General features: G+C 60.5%; 15 protein-coding genes. 11 read left to right on the forward strand and 4 right to left on the reverse strand.

Annotation, left to right across the window (positions count from 1 at the left end; all coding sequences use genetic code 11):
* Nucleotides 1-370: 370 nt before the first annotated feature.
* From X733_RS1000000170125 to X733_RS161690, 8 genes are all read left to right on the forward strand, one after another.
* Nucleotides 371-547, forward strand: coding sequence for a hypothetical protein (locus tag X733_RS1000000170125; protein WP_155929682.1), 177 nt, complete (start codon nt 371-373; stop codon nt 545-547).
* 1,165 nt (nt 548-1,712) lie between these two features.
* Nucleotides 1,713-2,012, forward strand: coding sequence for a hypothetical protein (locus X733_RS1000000169380; protein WP_155924152.1), 300 nt, complete (start codon nt 1,713-1,715; stop codon nt 2,010-2,012).
* Complete coding sequence (locus X733_RS161710; RefSeq protein ID WP_023817776.1) at nt 2,009-2,725, forward strand: pentapeptide repeat-containing protein; 717 nt, start codon at nt 2,009-2,011, stop codon at nt 2,723-2,725. Before X733_RS1000000169380 ends, X733_RS161710 begins: the two co-directional genes overlap by 4 nt.
* 144 nt (nt 2,726-2,869) lie before the next feature.
* On the forward strand, nt 2,870-3,025 hold the full coding sequence (locus X733_RS1000000169385; protein ID WP_023817778.1) for a hypothetical protein: 156 nt from the start codon (nt 2,870-2,872) through the stop codon (nt 3,023-3,025).
* A gap of 202 nt (nt 3,026-3,227) precedes the next feature.
* Complete coding sequence (locus X733_RS161705; RefSeq protein WP_031193026.1) at nt 3,228-4,415, forward strand: magnesium transporter; 1,188 nt, start codon at nt 3,228-3,230, stop codon at nt 4,413-4,415.
* 482 nt (nt 4,416-4,897) lie between these two features.
* Nucleotides 4,898-6,172: a tetratricopeptide repeat protein gene (locus X733_RS161700; protein WP_023817782.1), complete on the forward strand. Its 1,275-nt coding sequence runs from the start codon at nt 4,898-4,900 to the stop codon at nt 6,170-6,172.
* A gap of 11 nt (nt 6,173-6,183) precedes the next feature.
* A complete protein-coding gene (locus X733_RS161695) occupies nt 6,184-6,993 on the forward strand; it encodes a FecR domain-containing protein (protein WP_023817785.1) in 810 nt (269 codons plus the stop codon).
* A 16-nt stretch (nt 6,994-7,009) separates the two neighbouring features.
* Nucleotides 7,010-9,055, forward strand: a complete 2,046-nt coding sequence (locus X733_RS161690) for an adenylate/guanylate cyclase domain-containing protein (protein ID WP_081740585.1) — start codon at nt 7,010-7,012, stop codon at nt 9,053-9,055.
* Between the two features lie 88 nt (nt 9,056-9,143).
* Here the strand turns inward: X733_RS161690 and X733_RS161685 are convergent, their stop codons facing one another.
* The 4 genes from X733_RS161685 to X733_RS161665 form a co-directional block, all read right to left on the reverse strand.
* Complete coding sequence (locus X733_RS161685; RefSeq protein ID WP_023736093.1) at nt 9,144-10,118, reverse strand: L,D-transpeptidase; 975 nt, start codon at nt 10,116-10,118, stop codon at nt 9,144-9,146.
* Nucleotides 10,119-10,432: 314 nt separating this feature from the next.
* Complete coding sequence (locus X733_RS161680; protein ID WP_023699977.1) at nt 10,433-10,687, reverse strand: hypothetical protein; 255 nt, start codon at nt 10,685-10,687, stop codon at nt 10,433-10,435.
* Between the two features lie 224 nt (nt 10,688-10,911).
* The gene (locus X733_RS161670) at nt 10,912-11,115 is read right to left on the reverse strand and encodes a hypothetical protein (protein WP_023667962.1); all 204 of its coding nucleotides are present in this window, start codon (nt 11,113-11,115) and stop codon (nt 10,912-10,914) included.
* A 289-nt stretch (nt 11,116-11,404) separates the two neighbouring features.
* On the reverse strand, nt 11,405-12,316 hold the full coding sequence (locus tag X733_RS161665; protein WP_023736092.1) for a LysR family transcriptional regulator: 912 nt from the start codon (nt 12,314-12,316) through the stop codon (nt 11,405-11,407).
* Between the two features lie 176 nt (nt 12,317-12,492).
* Here X733_RS161665 and X733_RS161660 point away from each other — a divergent pair, with 176 nt between their 5' ends.
* From X733_RS161660 to X733_RS161650, 3 genes are all read left to right on the forward strand, one after another.
* The gene (locus tag X733_RS161660; RefSeq protein ID WP_023736091.1) at nt 12,493-13,695 is read left to right on the forward strand and encodes an MFS transporter; all 1,203 of its coding nucleotides are present in this window, start codon (nt 12,493-12,495) and stop codon (nt 13,693-13,695) included.
* A 292-nt stretch (nt 13,696-13,987) separates the two neighbouring features.
* Nucleotides 13,988-14,806, forward strand: a complete 819-nt coding sequence (locus tag X733_RS161655; protein WP_023817793.1) for a transporter substrate-binding domain-containing protein — start codon at nt 13,988-13,990, stop codon at nt 14,804-14,806.
* A 144-nt stretch (nt 14,807-14,950) separates the two neighbouring features.
* Complete coding sequence (locus tag X733_RS161650) at nt 14,951-16,231, forward strand: FAD-binding oxidoreductase (RefSeq protein ID WP_023687784.1); 1,281 nt, start codon at nt 14,951-14,953, stop codon at nt 16,229-16,231.
* Nucleotides 16,232-16,250 lie beyond the last annotated feature (19 nt).

Below are 16,250 nucleotides of genomic sequence, written 5' to 3' on the forward strand. Positions count from 1 at the left end.
CTTCGGCTGCCGCCAGGAAGCGCTCGATTTCAGCCCGGGAAAGCTGTTCGGAAGGTTTGTTCTGGCCATTGGCGCTCTCCATTGAGGGCGTCGCCGCAACGAGGACCATAATCCTACATGCCAGGCCGTCTGACAAGCGCCTCGCCGGTCTTACCTGAAGGAAGACGCAGGGCCACGGCGCCAAGCGGAGCCATCAGGAGCAACCCGCAAAGATGAGCAACGGCAGGCCCGGCGACCTCCTTTGGCACATGGGACAAACAAGAAGGGCGCCGAGCCTTACCGGCGCTGCTTTGTGAGGGAGACGACGCCGGATGATGAGAGTATGCGATCATGCTAATGTCTGCGAACCATGCGAATGAAGGAAAGCCGCGTGGCAGTGCCAATCAACGACGTTGAGACCAAGGTCGGCGGGTGCGATCAGGTTCGGACCATGATGACGGGCTGGTGGGCCTGCACATGGTGGTGGCTACCGCGCTACCGCCTTGCTTTGCGCCAGCCGGCGGCCCATGCCTCTGCCTCGCTGCACAGCCAGCGCTCGCTGTACTGAAACTGATCGTCGTCTTCCAGTAATGCTCCTGCCCTGGAACGTGATAAATCGCTCATCGGTACTGGTGGAAATGTTGCCCTTGATATCGCAGCTCCCCGCGCCGGCCGTGCGGGTGCCACTCAGCCAGCCAGCTGGGATGAGCCGGTCAGGGAACCATCACCAGCGCCGGCAGATATTGCCGTCGCCACATCCACCGCCCCTTTGCGTTCTTGCGCCAGCGGTCGGCCTGATCCGCACCTTGATGACGCTGGACTTTGCCCACGCCCTCTCCCCCGAGTGCAGAATGCTTCCAAAGCGGTAGCGAGTCCAGACCGGAACATTAGCGCCGACTAACGGTTATTTCGGCAGTGTTCCGAACCGTGATTGGTAGAGCGTTGGTGGCACCCTCCTAAAATATGTGGTCGGACGTGCTTTAGAAAGCTTCGCCCCAGCAGGGGCGTGCTTGACGATTTCGGCGAACAGAAAAAGTCGCCGGCTCCGCCCGACCAGGCCGGGAGGCGGTCTTCATGGCCAAGCCTAAGGCCATGCGCGAAATGATCTTGCGCGAATGCAATGACGCGGCAATGAGCAAGCCCTACGCCGAGTTCTGCGCCGACGTGAATTCCCTCCGCGGAATGCAGTAGGTCATTCACGGCGCCGCGCAGTTTGACGACGATGGTGGGCAAATTGCCCTCATCACAATGACTGTCAGCTTCCGCAGGCAACAGCGTAGCCAGCGGTGACCGACGCCGGCCCAGAGACTCCCCAGGCCGCTCCTCGCCAGCCTACAGGCGAGCAGGCCGGCATCGGTCAGTAAGGTCCCGTAGGTGTGCAATATATCGTTCACGCCACGAATTGCGGACGTTCGAAACCGGTGATTGGCCATTTCGTGTGACCAAATTCCGCGACTGTTTACTTGCGATCACAAGGCCCCGCAACCTGGAGGTTCCGAAGCGCCATACTGGAGTACCATTGGCGTGGTCACGCGATTTGAACCCGACAACGGTGCTTGAACCAGACCAGGTTAAACGTCCGTTATCGTTTTTGCGCCAGAAGCGGCCAGTCAGCTTCCGGCCAAATGCGGCAGCGCTCATATTACCATGGTCAAATACAGCTCGCATGAAACTAGTTGTCTTCTTGGTCCTTTGGTTCGCCAGACCATACGAGAGAATACGAGAGAAACGGCTTGGCGAACTATGAAATCCAACGGATCTACGCTCCCCGTCATTTCCTTCGCGAGCGTCAGACGCTCCTCCAGGCGCTGCTCACGCTCCTCGTTCGTGCACTTGAGGCGCTCATGCGCATCCGCGAAAAAGCACTCTACCGTCAAAGCCTTTCCCCACCTCTCGATGAGTTCCGCAAGCTGCTGCTGGCTATCGGCGGATCGTTGATGCGCAACTGTGACGGCGGTCGTGACCGTGGCTCGAGTGTCAGCAGATGTGGTAAGGTTGATTGTCGGCGAGTAGCAGAGGGGCAGCAACAATGACTTTGAGACGAACCAGAGCTTACGGCGGATCCGGCTTGGTTCTGGCGGTTTGCACTGTATTTGCTTGGCAAAACGCCACCGCCGCTCAAGATTGCTACGCAGCCGCGACGCCTGGCGTCAATTGGCAGGAGTGTGACAAAAAGCTTCTCATCCTGGAAGGACAGGACCTGAGCGGGGCAAACCTGTTCGGTGTTGATTTCACTTCGACCGACCTCAGGAACAGCAATCTCCTTGCGGCAAATTTTGAGAAGGCAACGCTTGTGCGCGCTTCCCTGGCCGGCTCGACCGCCAAAGGCGCCCGGTTCGACAAAATCGAGGCTTACAGGACCGACTTCAGCCATATGGACGCGCAGGGCGCCGTGTTTGCGGGCGCGGAAGTGCAGCGCTCGAATTTCCAGGACGCCAATCTGGTCAATGTTGACTTCACAAAGGCGGAATTGGGGCGTGCGCAGTTCCATGACGCCGATATCAGCGGCAGCCACTTTTCGTTTGCCAATCTCGCGCGGGCGGACTTCCGAGGAGCGAAGTTCACCGCACCGATAGACTTTGACGGCGCTTTTTTCTTTCTGACCCGTATCGAGGGCCTCGATCTATCCAATTCGGCGGGTCTGTCCCAGTGGCAGCTCAACATGGCTTGCGGGGACGCCCGGACCGAGTTGCCTTCTGGCATGACGAGGCCAGAAGATTGGCCCTGTCAATTCCAGCAGGAATAGCCCGCCCGTCCGTTTCCCGCCCAAAGGCTGCCGGGCGGCAAAGCGCCTCAATTCAGTCCTCGGCCGCGGGTCAAAGCACGACACTGCGGGACATTTCCGGCAATCTCATTTACCGGCGAACGACAACGACCAAATGGAGGACGGATGCCCAAGGTCAAAGGTGATACCGCTCTGGACAAGGAGCGCGCCAAAACAGAGAAGCTCCTCAAAAAGGTTGGATACACCGCCTTGAAGGAGGCCGGTGTGGTATCCAAGCGACCCGACCTCCCAGATCTAAAGGTTGAAAAGCGAGGGAAATAGCGCGGACACTCGCATGCTGACCTGACGAGGGCACGCCCAAAATGTAGACGTCTGCTTTGCCTTCTCAAGGTAGGAGCGTGCAGGCGGCGCTTGCGAGAACCACAAGGCGGACTGCTGGGGCCGGAAGAAGCTGTCGTATTTCCGCCCCGGTGCGATCCGATACTTCACAACTTTTTCACTTTCAATTGGGGGGCCATATCATATGAACGAAGAGACCGGCGTTCAGAAGTTGGTGCGCACGCTGCGTGCTCGAGCACCTGATGACGCAGCTGAATTGCTCGCTAGAGAGTCTCCCGAGTTCATCCGCGACACACTAAAGCTGTTGCCTGACGGGCACGCCCGTAAGGTGGCCGAGCATTTGCCAGTGCATATGCGGCCCATCAGCTCTCATGATGGTGACATGGGTTTCGCGATCCCCGAGTCGCTCGTCGAGGTGATGGACCCGATCCCCGCCAGCGTTCCTGTCGGGACGACGGTTGCTGCCGCGGTGGAAGCCGTCAGAGGCGCCCAAGTGCCGACCGAGCTCACTTATCTCTACGTCACGGACGAGGGTAATAGACTGGTTGGCCTGGCGGTCCTGCGCGATCTGATGCTGAGCGAACCGGACGCGGTTGTCGATCACATCATGCTGCCCAGGCCGTTCGCTCTTGATGTCGGTCTCTCTTTGAGTAACGCATGCAAGGCGGCGGTACGGCGTCACTATCCTGTCTATCCGGTGGTGGATGCGGAGAACCGGCTGCTCGGGCAGGTTCGCGGCTGGCGCTTGTTCGAGCAGCAAATCATCGAGATTTCCGCCCAGTCTGGACAGATGGTAGGCCTCCAGAAGGAGGAGCGCTCTTTTACGCCGCTGTTTTCAGCCTTCCTGAAGCGTCATCCGTGGCTGCAGTTGAATCTCCTGACGGCCTTCATGGCCGCATTCGTGGTCAGTTCGTTCACAGGCACGATCGAGAAGATCGTCGCCCTGGCGGCGTTTCTCCCGGTCTTGGCCGGGCAGAGCGGAAACACCGGCTGCCAGGCACTGGCTATGACGCTGCGTGGCCTTGCCCTGGGGGATGTGGACAAACGACCGAAGCTGCACTTGGTGATGAGAGAAGGCGCGCTCGCGGCCGCCAACGGCGCGCTCGTCGGCGTTGTTGCGGCTGCGGCGATGTGGTTCTATGCCTCGAGGCAACCGGCGTCGGCGGCGCAGGCGCCGATGCTTGCACTTGTGATCCTGCTTGCCATGTCCGGATCGTGCCTCATGTCCGGCATCTCCGGCGTGCTGATTCCGTTGGGCCTGCGCCGGGTAGGCGCCGATCCGGCGGTCGCCTCGGCGATCTTCCTCACCACCGTGACCGATATTGTAGGCATGGGCCTGATGCTGGGGCTGGCAACCATGCTCGTGCTCTAGACTAGCAAGCTGCGTGCGGTGACGCGTCCCTGGGAGTTCGGGCAATGAGCTGACCTCGCGTTCAAAGAAATTGCAAGACCCGGGCCGAATCGCACACGCCTCGTGAGAAGCACCTTCCGGCAGCTCTCCGGCCTCTTGCGAAACGCGACGGAAGGCCTTTGGAGAAGCCGTGGGTCACCTTGAAGCCTGGTGACCAGACACGCAGAATCGCCCACCCAATATTAATCTTGTCGGCTGTGCGATCCACTACTGATGAGATTTGAGTTTGTTAAGCCTTGGGCCAAATACTTCAATCACGTGCAGCAATGTCGAGAAGAGTTTTTGACAATCAGCGCATCCGAAATAGGAATAAACCCGATATCTTGTTGCGCAGCTGCAACAGCTGCTGAGGACTCGCATAAGTCCGGCGACCGTTCAGTCGCCTTTTTCTTGCAGTCGTGCTAAATCCCTCGCATTAGTCGGGTTTGGGGTGGGTTCTCGGCATGCAATCTTCGTTTCGAACGATCTTCGGCGTCGCCGCAGCGCTGCTTTGTGCCGGCGTGTTGCCGGCCGGCGCACAAGGTCTTTTTGGGGCCTATGACGATGCGTTTGCGGCCCGCATTGCCAGTCCGGCCGACAATGGAACGCTCGCCCAATTCGTCACGGTTGCGGTCAACGCTGGGCAATACGATCAGGCGATCTCCTCGATCGAGCAGTATCTGATCCAATACCCGCGCGATGCGCGCGCCCGGCTTGCGGCCAGCCGGTTATATTATCATGTCGGGTCCTATGAATTGGCCCGGCGGCAGCTGCAGTACGGCATCGAAGTCGGAGGTCTGACCGCAAGTGAGCAACAGGAAGCTGTTCGCCTGCTCGCCCGCATCGAGCGCGCGTTGCGTGGCGTCACCTGGGAACTCGCCCTGACCGGCGGCGTATTCAGCGCATTCACCGATTTTGAGCCAGGCGGGGCGCAGGACGACGACAGCTTCGTCTCGCCTTACGGGCAGGCGGAAGGTTTCGTGCGGTGGGACCTCGGCACGCCAAGTGCCGACGCGCTCGTTCTTTCGGGGTCGTTGACCGCGACTGAGCGTCTTTTCACGGAAGACCTGTCGGTTCCGGGTGGCGAGAAGACTTTTATCCACGGCAACGCAGCGATTACCTGGGACAAGGGACTGCCCAACAGCGGGATCGATTCGCTGCGCCTGCTGCTTTCCGCGTTCACCGTTACGGATCGTTTCGACAGCGACATTTACGAAACCGGTATCGGCCTCAGTGGACGTTTCGTCGTTCGCCCGACGGTCGAGACGACGCTCTTCGCCGGTGGCGGCTACATCGATCTAAGCGCCTCGCAAGGCATTTTCGCGGATAGCAGGGTCTTCTATGAGGCAGGCGGCAGCTACCGCTTCCGCAATGGCCAGGCGCTCGGCTTGCGCTTTGTCGGCTCGAATGACTTCGCTTCCGGATCGGGCGAAATCAGCCGCAGCTATACGGGCGAGGTCCGCTATGGTGGCCTGTTGATGAACGTACCGGATTTTTTCGCATGGTCGCACCAGATCGCCTTATCGGCCGGCCACAGCGACACTCCCGATCTGTCCGTCGGCATCGGCACAAATATCAAGAGCGACTTCTGGCGCATTGCCTCGGAAAGCGATTTTCAGCTGACGGAAGCGCAGAAGATCAGCGTCGATTTCGCCTATCGCAAAACCAACTTCGCCCTCGCCAACCGCGACCGAAAATCGTTCGAAATGCTCATGAGCTATACGTTGACGCTCAATTGAAAGAGGCCGCGATGAGGTATCATCAGATCGTCATTTTTATCGCCTGCCTCGCCTTCGCGGCACCATCCGCCGCTGAGACGGTCGGGTCGATGACGGCCTATCAGACCATCATCGTCCGCAATAACGGCGGGACGATGAACGTTGGCGCCGGCGTCGAACTCGGCGACCAGTTGCGCAGCAATCCCACCGGTCTCGGAATGCTGGTGTTCCGGGATGAATCGAGCGCCAAGATTGGTCCAAACACCAGCCTGACGATCGATGAGTTCGTCTACAATCCGGGCTCCGGGTCGGGAAAGATCGACATCGGGATGAACAGCGGCCTGGCCCGTTTTTATGGCGGCCAGGTTTCGAAAGGGGGCGTCATGCAGGTTGCGACGCCGCACATGGTGCTCGGAGCGAGAGGCGGCATCATCGAAGTGCTGGTGGCAGCCGGCCAGACCGTCGGCATATTGCGCGCCGGCCGCATGACCTGCACGATCAATGGCAAACGGCTGGTCATCACGAACCCGGGCTACGCCTGCACGTCGGACGATGGCAAGCTTCTGGCCGGCTACGGCGGCATCGACGCCTTCCCGATCTTGGACAGTATCGACCGGATAGCGGGAACCGGCCTGCCGGGCGCACCGGGTCCTGGGTTGGACGTAAGCGCAATTTGTACGTCGGCTCTAGGCTCCTCGCTCAAAGTCTGCGGGTCCAGGGACGGCGCACTGCCAGGAGTGGTCATGGAATTCCCTGACAGCCCAACGCCACCTGCGGGCAGCGGGGGCCGGCGGGGCGAGTGTGAGGGTGAGGGTTGCTGCTACTACTACAACTGCGATTAGGCCTTGGCTGCACGAGATGAGCCACTCGGTCGGTAGGCGCTGGGCTGATTGGCGGCAAGCCGGCAGGCGCAAAATATCCGGCCTTTTGGTCGTGCTCCTGCTGCTCGCTTGCCATTTGGCTTTTGACGGGCCGTTGTCGCGCCTGCGTGAGCGGACGTACGACTTTTATCAGTTTCTCGCCCCACGCCAGGCGACGAGCAATCCTGTCGTGATCGTCTCGATAGACGACGACAGCCTCAAGGCACATGGGCGATGGCCCTGGAACCGTGGCCTCTTGGCCGATCTGGTCGATGGCATCACGCAATCCGGCGCGGCGGTGGTCGGGCTTGCGCTGGTACTCCCCGAGGCTGACACCTCGCCTGAGGGCATGGCCGGAGACAAGCGCCTGGCAGCGGCGCTGTCCAAAAATCGAACGGCGCTTGCCGTCAGCCTGGGCAATGAAGCGACGGTTTCAGAAGCAGAACCCAAAGCCGGCTGGTCGATCGTCGGGCAAGTACCCGATACACTTCCCGGCTTCACCGGTCTTACCGGGTCGCTTGCCGAATTCTCGAACGCCGCCGCAGGCCTCGGCGTGATTCGCACCTTGCCCGATCCCGACGGCGTACTGCGCCATGTGCCGCTGCTCTGGCTTCGCAATACCCCTCAACGTGCGCAGCTGTGGCCGTCTTTCGCACTCGAGCTCCTGCGCCTTTACGCTGGACAGGACGGTTACACAGCCCGGATGAATGCAGCCGGGTTCGACGCACTCAGGATGGCAGGCGCCATTGTGCCGCTCGAGCCGGAGGGGAGCATCCGCCTCTGGGAAACCGCCACGGACACGCCTCGCCTGTCTGCCAGCACTATCCTTTCGGGCCATGGCGATCCGCGGCTGCGGGACGCCATCGCCATTGTCGACCTGTCGGCTGTGGGCCTGACGCAGTACCTGCCCACGCCGACGAGTCCAGCGCGACCAGGAGCGGAGATCCACGCCGATGCGATCGGCCAGATGCTTGCCGGGCGCTTCCTGGCAGAGCCAGCGCACGCGCGTATGCTCGAGCGGCTCTGGTTTCTCCTCAGTGCCCTCGTTTTCATCGGGGTTTCCGGAGTGCTCGCCGGGCGTGTCGTGCTTGGCGCCATCTCCCTGGCGCTGCTGGCCGTCACGCCGTTCGTGTTCGGCGCTCTCGAGTACAGCCTGCAGGGTGCACTCTATGACCCGCTGCAGCCGGCGCTTGCAACCATCATGGTTGCGGGCTTCGAAGGCTATGTCCTCTACAGGCGCAGCGAGCAGCGCCGGTCCACCCTGACGCGACAGTTCTCCCAATATCTGTCGCCCTCCGTGGTGCAGCGCCTCGCAAGCTCGGACACCGAGGCAATCCTGTCCGGCGAGAAGCGCGAGATCACAATTTTGATCAGCGACATACGTGGCTTCACGACCATGAGCGAACAGCTCGACACCCAAGAGATCGCCAAGGTGGTCAACCATTTCCTCGGCATTGCGACCGATGAGATCCTCAAGCGCGACGGCACCATCGACAAGTTCATGGGCGATGCGGTGCTGGCCTTCTGGAACGCACCGCTAGATCAACCCGATCATCGTGAGCGTGCGCTCGACGCGGGCCTGGCCCTTATCGAGCGGGTGAGGCGCGAAGACGCCGCCTTCACCGCGGATGGCCATCCCTCCATCGAAATCGGCGTCGCCATCGAGACCGGCATCTGCTCGGTAGGCAATTTCGGCTCCGAACGGCGCTTCGATTACACCGCGATCGGCTCCCCCGTGAACCGCGCGGCACGGCTCGAATCGACGACCAAGAAGCTGGGCATCCCCCTGGTGCTTGGACCCGGCTTTGCGGCAGCAGCATCGATGCCGGTCGTCCAGGCGGGCGCCTTTGAGCTCCAGGGTTTCAAGGGCGAGGTGCCGGTTTTCACCGTTCCGGAGATGCAAGCTGCTCAACAAGGTATGAGCCGCGAAGTAGAGAGCCAACGTGGTGAGCAATCTGGCGCCCCCGCCATGGTGGTTGGTTCGCCGCCATCCGTGCAAATGGCGCCGCTTGACCTGACACCCCGAACCCGGAGCATCCGCTGATCGGATCCAGCGGATCGCAAGATGCAATTGTCACGGGCACAGACGGACATCTTGTTTCGGCGACCATCGAGGGATGCGACGGCTTGCGTCACTCGTCCTTGAAAGTCACCTTCATATGTTTGTGCACCATTGAGGCGAGGTCCTCGGCATCCCAGTTCGTTAGCCTGATGCAGCCGTGAGAGAAGGTCTTCCCGATCTTGCCGGGTTCGGGCGTGCCGTGAATGCCGTAGCTTTCGATGGAGAGGTCGATCCAGATTGATCCCACGGGATTGTTAGGGCCGGCAGCAATGGTGAAGGGCCGCTTGGTTTTGACTCCCTTGAATGCAAAATCGGGATCGTAGTGATAGGTCGGGTTGTGCACCACCCTTTGGATCTCTGCCTGCCCACTTGGTGCCGGCTTCTCGTCGCTCCCGATCGAGGCAGGGTAGACGGCAAACGCTTTATTGGAGGGGTCGAGCACGCGCACCTGATGAGCGCCTTTGTCGACTTCGACGCCGGCAATGGTGGCGGGAGGTTCACCCCGGCCAACATCTGGTACCAGCAGCGTGGTTCCAGCTTTCCTGAATCCGGTGCCTGGGTTTAGCCTCCTGAGCAATGGTTCGCTCACATGGAAGCGCTCCGCCAGCTTCTCGATCGAGTCGTGATAGCCAAGCCTTCTCAGGCGAGCCATCCTCTCCATGCGCCCCGGAATGCGTTTGGTGAAGGGGCCGCGTACATCTTTGCGGGTCAGTTCATAGGTGATCAGAGCTGGGCTGGTGGAGGTTGCCATCAGCTTGTCCCAAGTCGCCTGGGTGAGCTTGCCATCTGGGGCCAGTCCGTTCGACGCCTGGAAGGCCTTGACCGCCTTGGCGAAGTTCTCTCCAAGGCGGCCGTCGATGAGCCCCGGTGAGAAGCGCGCACGATCCAAAAAAATTTGCGCCTTCAGCACGGCAGGATCGAGCCCTTTCGGATCGCCGGCGGAGAATTGCGCCTGATTTACCGCGGCTAGGTCCAGCTTGGCCGCCTCCGTCCCGCCGCATGCGAAGGCGAGTGCAATGGCGAGGAGGAGAAGGAGCCTGATCATCGATGTCACTCCTTACGTTAAATCGCACCTGATCTGCTTCTATGACGCGCTGTGGCAGATCTGGTTCCATTCGCCGGTAGGAGGATCCTAGGCAACCTGCCTTACGCTGCCGACCGGTCCGAGACGTTCGATGCCCGTGACTTGCCCCTCACGAGAGGCGTTGCTGGCCGCGCAGATCGGCAGTGTAAAAATGGTCTGGCCATGTTGACGTGAGCTTCTACCTTCAAACTGCCCACTACCTGGACCGGCAGTCAAATGGTCTCAGGGCAGCAAGTGAGGAGATGCGCTGGGAACCGGCTTGTCGGGCGGGTATTCTATTGATCTTCGGTATCGATAGATCCATGTTCCGTCGTCACTGTGATCGCGTTGTCGCCCGCGATTGCTCTAGCGTATTCGAAGCGCTCCAACTTCTGTTCTGCCGATAGGCCTTTGAACATCGCGGTGGCCGAGTTCGTGATTTTGAAGTCGCCGCAACTCGGACAGCGAAACTCCCGGATATCACCAACTGTCTCCGAATTAACGAGCGCCTGCTCATCTGTAATCGGGCAAATTGCGGCCATCCAAGCCATCGTGGTCCTCCGTCCTAAGGCCGTCCTCGATTACCCAAAAGGCATCGTCGAGTGCAAAATCCATTTCTGCCGACGCTCACCCCACCTGGAGTACTCCACCGAGTCGATTGCGCTCTCCACTCTCCAACCCGGAATGTGGATTAAAGCCAGTTCCTCGGCGAGCGATTTGCTGGTGGGCGGTAGGCGCTCTCGCTCTGGAGCCTCTCCCAAACGATCGGAGATGTTCATGTAGCGTCGGGCAGGACCGAAGGGCCGGAACGTGGCGTTTTCATCTCTTCGGCAATCACCAGTAGCGCCTCCAGAGCGACGGCGATCCCCGACATCACCGTACTTATGTCTGCGCTGCCGCCGAGCGTCGAAAGTTCGGCCGCTCGCGTTTGCATGCTTTGGCTCAGCTCTTGTAACTTCAGGCGCAGCTCGTCATCCATGTATGTTCTCCAAGCTTGACGCTGGAGGAACGCGCCTGCTTACAACCCGTTCCGCCGGTGGCCGCAGAGAACCAGAGACACCGCAGATGCTACAACTTGCGCTTTGGCGGCGCTTAGGATGGGCGGTGGATTGAGCCTCAGCGACTGACCGTCGGCAAATAGCGGATGCTTCAGTCTCGAAAAGGTGCTGGACGGCTCGATATGCACCGCCCCTTGGCCCTGGGTGCTGGTCCCATGCACAGTAAGGCCGTGCAAGTGCGCGCGGCCTCTGGGCTCAACATTCCAGTCGTCATGGTCCAAAGTTGTCCCAAGGTGGGTTCTCACCAAAGTGGGCGGCGAGAAGCGTTACGAAGCTTTGAACTTTGGCGGAAAGATGCCTGCTTGACGGGTACATCGCGTAGATCGACCGGCTTACCGGCTTGAACTGGGGCATCACTGTCTCCAGTTGGCCCGAACGAATGGCTTCTCCAACAAGGAAAGTGGGGCAAAGTACTATGCCTGCTCCACCCAGCGCCGCATCGCGCAGGAGCTGCCCGTTCGTTGCCGTCATCCGTGCAGTGATTTTTACCGCCACTTCCCCCTTTGGTCCGTCGAACCGCCATTTTCCGCGGCTGGCGCGCAACGCGTAGTCCAGACAATCATGGTCGTGGAGATCCGACGGCTTTGTGGGACGCCCGCGTCTGTCCAGATAATCGCGCGAAGCGCAGACCACCTCGCGTGAAGGCGCGATTCGGCGAGCAACCAGATTGGAAACCGTGAGTGGAGCGATGCGTACCGCGACATCCAGGCCCTCTTCCACGATGTCAACCACACGGTCGTCCAACACCAACTCAACCGACACCTCCGGGTAGACCGCGAGATATTCTGCAACGACTCTCCCAAGGTGCATCGCGCCGAAGGAGATCGGCGCGCTGACACGCAGTGAGCCGGTGGGACGTGTCTTGCTCTCGGCCGCGCTCGTACGAACTTCCTCGACATCCTCGATTATGCGCAGACTGCGCTCGTAGACGGAGGCGCCGAGCTCTGTCAGGCTTATGCGCCGGGTCGTCCGGTTGAGAAGGCGTGCGCCAAGCCACTCTTCCAGCATCTGGACATGTTTGCTCACGGCCGCTGGCGATAGTCGCATCCGCTTGGCCCCTCCAGCGAAGCTGCCTTCACTGACGACGTTGGCAAACACGGTCATGCTGGTCAGCCGGTCCAACTGCAATCACCTGTTTCATTCACGTTTCGTGAATTCACCATCCATATTTTCCCCGATTATCAATCCGCAGTGGACAGATTATCTGAAGCCAGGCGGGGATCAATTGCCCGATCCGTCTCTCTAACGTTTGCCCGAAACGTCGGCGTCGAGTGCCTTCTCGCGGGCTGGAGGTGATCATGTCTCTGACCAAAGCAGCCCTTCAGGAGAAACAGGGAGCCACTGTTCGCATGTGGCTCTCCGTGCTCACCGTATCGCTGGGTATTTTTTCGATGATCACTGCGGAGCAACTCCCTGTGGGGCTGATTCCGGCAATTTCTTCCGAGTTGAATGTCTCTATTGGGAGTGGCGGTCTCACGGTGACGATACCCGGCGTAATTGCGGCGTTCGCTTCTATCGGTTTGCCGTTGGCAGTGGGGAGGCTCGACCGGCGTATTCTGATGGCGGGCCTGCTCGCGGCAATGGCTGCGGCGAGCGTGATTTCAGCGCTCGCAACGAACTTTCCCGTTCTGCTCGCGTCCAGGCTGCTCGTCGGGATCACCATCGGTGGCTTTTGGGCGATAGCCGGGAGCATCGCAGTACGCCTTGTTCCTGGACCGTCCGTGCCGCGCGCCATGACTATTGTCTTCGGCGGTGTAAGTGCCGCTGCGGTGCTGGGCGTGCCGGCCGGCACGATCATCGGTGATCTAGTCGGCTGGCGCGGCGCGTTCTGGTCTCTCGCCGGCCTGAGCTTTGCCATATTGCTCGCCGCCCTGCTTGTGCTTCCGAAGCTGGAGGCGGCGGAGCCTGTGGAGGTGAAAGCCCTGCGTGCGCAATTGCGCAATCCCGCCCTTCTGGCGGGCGTGGTTGCGACGGCACTGCTGGTGGCTGCTCACTACGGTGCCTACACCTTCGTGAGCCCGGTGTTGCTGGAGGTCTCGGGCGTCACTGCAGGGAGCATAGGCTGGCTACTGTTGGGGTATGGCATTCTCGGAATGATTGGCAACGCCGTCGCAGGCGTCTGGGCCGCCAAATCCGTCGGTCGCACATTGGCCTGCGTCGTCATTGGGCTCGGCGCCACGCTGGCTCTCTTCCCGTTACTCGGGGTCACGCCGCTCACAGGAACCATCCTGCTGCTGGTGTGGGGCTTCGCGTATGGCGCGGCGCCCATCACGCTGCAGACGTGGGTGCTGAGTGCAGCACCAGAAAGCGCGGAGACCGCGACGGCCATCTACTGCTTCACTTTCAATTTTGCCATCTCCGTGGGTACCCTAGCGACCAGTCAGATCGTCGACACGATGGGCGTGAACAGGGTCCTCTGGGTCGACTCCGCCATCATCCTGCTGGTGCTGCTGCCGGTGTGCCGCGCACCCATGCTTAACCGGAACATCGGAAACTCGTAGACAGCAAGCCATCCTGTGCCGCCCATCTGATGTGATAGGTTGAAGTAGATCTTCGTTTCCTCTGTCTTGAAAGTCACGCGCGTCACATCAAACGCGGGTTCCGCCGCACCGTACGGGTGCCGATGCTTTGCGCCCCCGGAGGACAACTGGCTACTTGAAAAAGGACTTGATCCCCTCGTCGATATGTGTGCTGATATGAGATCGATCTCATGCCGCGCTCTGAATTGCTGTTCTCTACGGGAGCGCGCTCTGGGAAGCATATGTCTGAATGACGATGAAGAGGGAGGTTCAAGTGAGGAAATTGATCGCGTGGCTGGCCTTGGCCACTACCACGCTCGCGTTCGCGTCTGCGGCGTCGGCGGGTGAAACCATCGACCGGGTTACCTCGAAGAAGGCAATGGTGGTCGCCACAAACAGCGGTTGGCCGCCGCAGAGTTTCCTCGACGACAGCAATCAGTTGGTCGGCTTCGATATCGACGTCTCGAAGGAGATCGCACGGCGCCTCGGTGTGGAGGTCAGTTTCGACACGCCGGACTGGGCGACGATGACGGGCGGCCATTGGCAGGGACGCTACGATCTGGGTGTGACGCCGACCAAAGCGCGGGCCAAGGTGATCGATTTCGAAGGCATCTATTATTATAGCCCCTACGTTTACGTGGTTCACAAGGACAGCCCGGCCAAATCGGTCGCCGACCTGAACGGCAAGATCATCGGCGTCGAGACCGCCACCACGTCGGAGGATTTCATCCGTAGACAACTCGAGATCGATGCTCCCGGCCTGCCGCCCATCGAATACAAGCTGGAGCCCGGTGAGATCAGGACTTTCGCCGACTCAATGCTGCCGTTCGACGATTTGAGGCTCGGCGACGGCGTGCGCCTCAACGCGGTCATCGCACCAGAACAGACGGCTCAGAACGCGATAAAGAACGGCTACCCGTTGCGTGTCCTGGAAGGCGGCTATGCCTTCCGTGAGCCACTGGTGGTGATCGCGGAAAAAGGTGATGCCGAGTGGAATGCCAAGATCGGCGGCATTCTCGACGAGATGAAGAAGGACGGTACCCTCGCGAAACTGACCACCAAGTGGTACGGCAAGGATTACAGCTCTGACTGAGAGGCATCGTGGATAAAGCTTGAGCGGGGTGCATTCAATTGAACATCCCGCTCCATCTGTTTTGTTTCAGCCGCATTTCCACGACACCGGGCGGCTCCGCCTGCCTGCAAAATGCTCTAGTGCCGCCACCTCATCATATTGATCATGACATGTCCTGACACATATTACCGACGCACGCTTGCCGACAACACCATCAGACCGCCGCTGAGCGGCGTTTCCGAGTGCGAGACAGTCGTTGTCGGCGGCGGACTGGCCGGCCTGACGACGGCGTTGCAGCTGGCTCGCGCCGGCCAGCAGGTCGTCGTGCTTGAGGCGCAGCGGATAGGATTCGGCGCTTCCGGTCGCAATGGCGGCTTCGTTAATCCCGGTTTCGCCACCGGCACCGACAACATCGCCGCGATGGCCGGCGTCGACGCGGCACAAAAACTGCACCGCCTGTCCATCGAAGGCGTCGACTTCGTGCGGCAGACGATCCGCGATCTCGACGTCAAGGCGGCAGAGCCGCGCTCCGGTATATTGAGCGTGCTTCGCCACGATGGCGGCGCCGTGCTCAAGGCATATGCCGAGCAACTGGCGCGGGATTTCGACTACCGGCTCGACTATCTCGATCGCGACCAGGTGCGAGCGGTGCTGCATTCGGATCGCTACCACCAAGGCCTGCGCGATCCCAGCGCCTTCCACATGCATCCGCTTAACTATCTGCGCGCCGTTGCTGGCGAGATCGAGCGGCTGGGCGGCAGGATATACGAGAGAACGGCTGCCGTTGAAGCCAACCTTGACGGCGCCGAAAAGATCTTGCGTACCGACAGCGGCGAAGTGCGCGCCCGCCAGGCCGTAGTTGCCACCGGCGGATATACGGGCCCACTGGTCGGCCGGCTGCAGCGGGCATTCCTGCCTATCGCCACTTACGTTATGGTGAGCGAGGAGGCGCCTGACCTCATCGCCAAGGCGATTACGACGACCGACGCCGTCGGCGATAACCGTCGCGCAGGCGATTATTACCGTGTTGTCGAAGGCGGCAGGCGGCTGCTCTGGGGAGGGCGCATCACCACCCGGGCAGCCTCATCGGGCGTGTTGGCGAGGCAATTGCGCCGTGAGATGGTCACCACTTATCCGCAGCTCGAACACCTCAAGACCGAACTCGCCTGGTCCGGGCTCATGTCTTATGCCCGGCACATGATGCCCCAGATAGGCCCGTTGCAGCCGGGCGTCTGGTACCTCACGGCTTTTGGTGGCCATGGCATCAACACCACGGCGATCGCCGGCAAGTTGATCGCCGAAGCCATACTGGGACAATCGGACCGTTACCGGCTGTTTGCACCATTCGGCCTTGCCTGGGCGGGCGGCCCGGCTGGACTTGCGGTTGCGCAACTCACCTACTGGAAGCTGCAGGCGCAGGATTGGTGGCGCGAGCGGGCCCGCTGACCGCAGGGAGATCGAAGAC

The sequence above is a fragment of the Mesorhizobium sp. L2C066B000 genome, assembly GCF_000502335.1.
Taxonomy (GTDB): Bacteria; Pseudomonadota; Alphaproteobacteria; order Rhizobiales; family Rhizobiaceae; genus Mesorhizobium.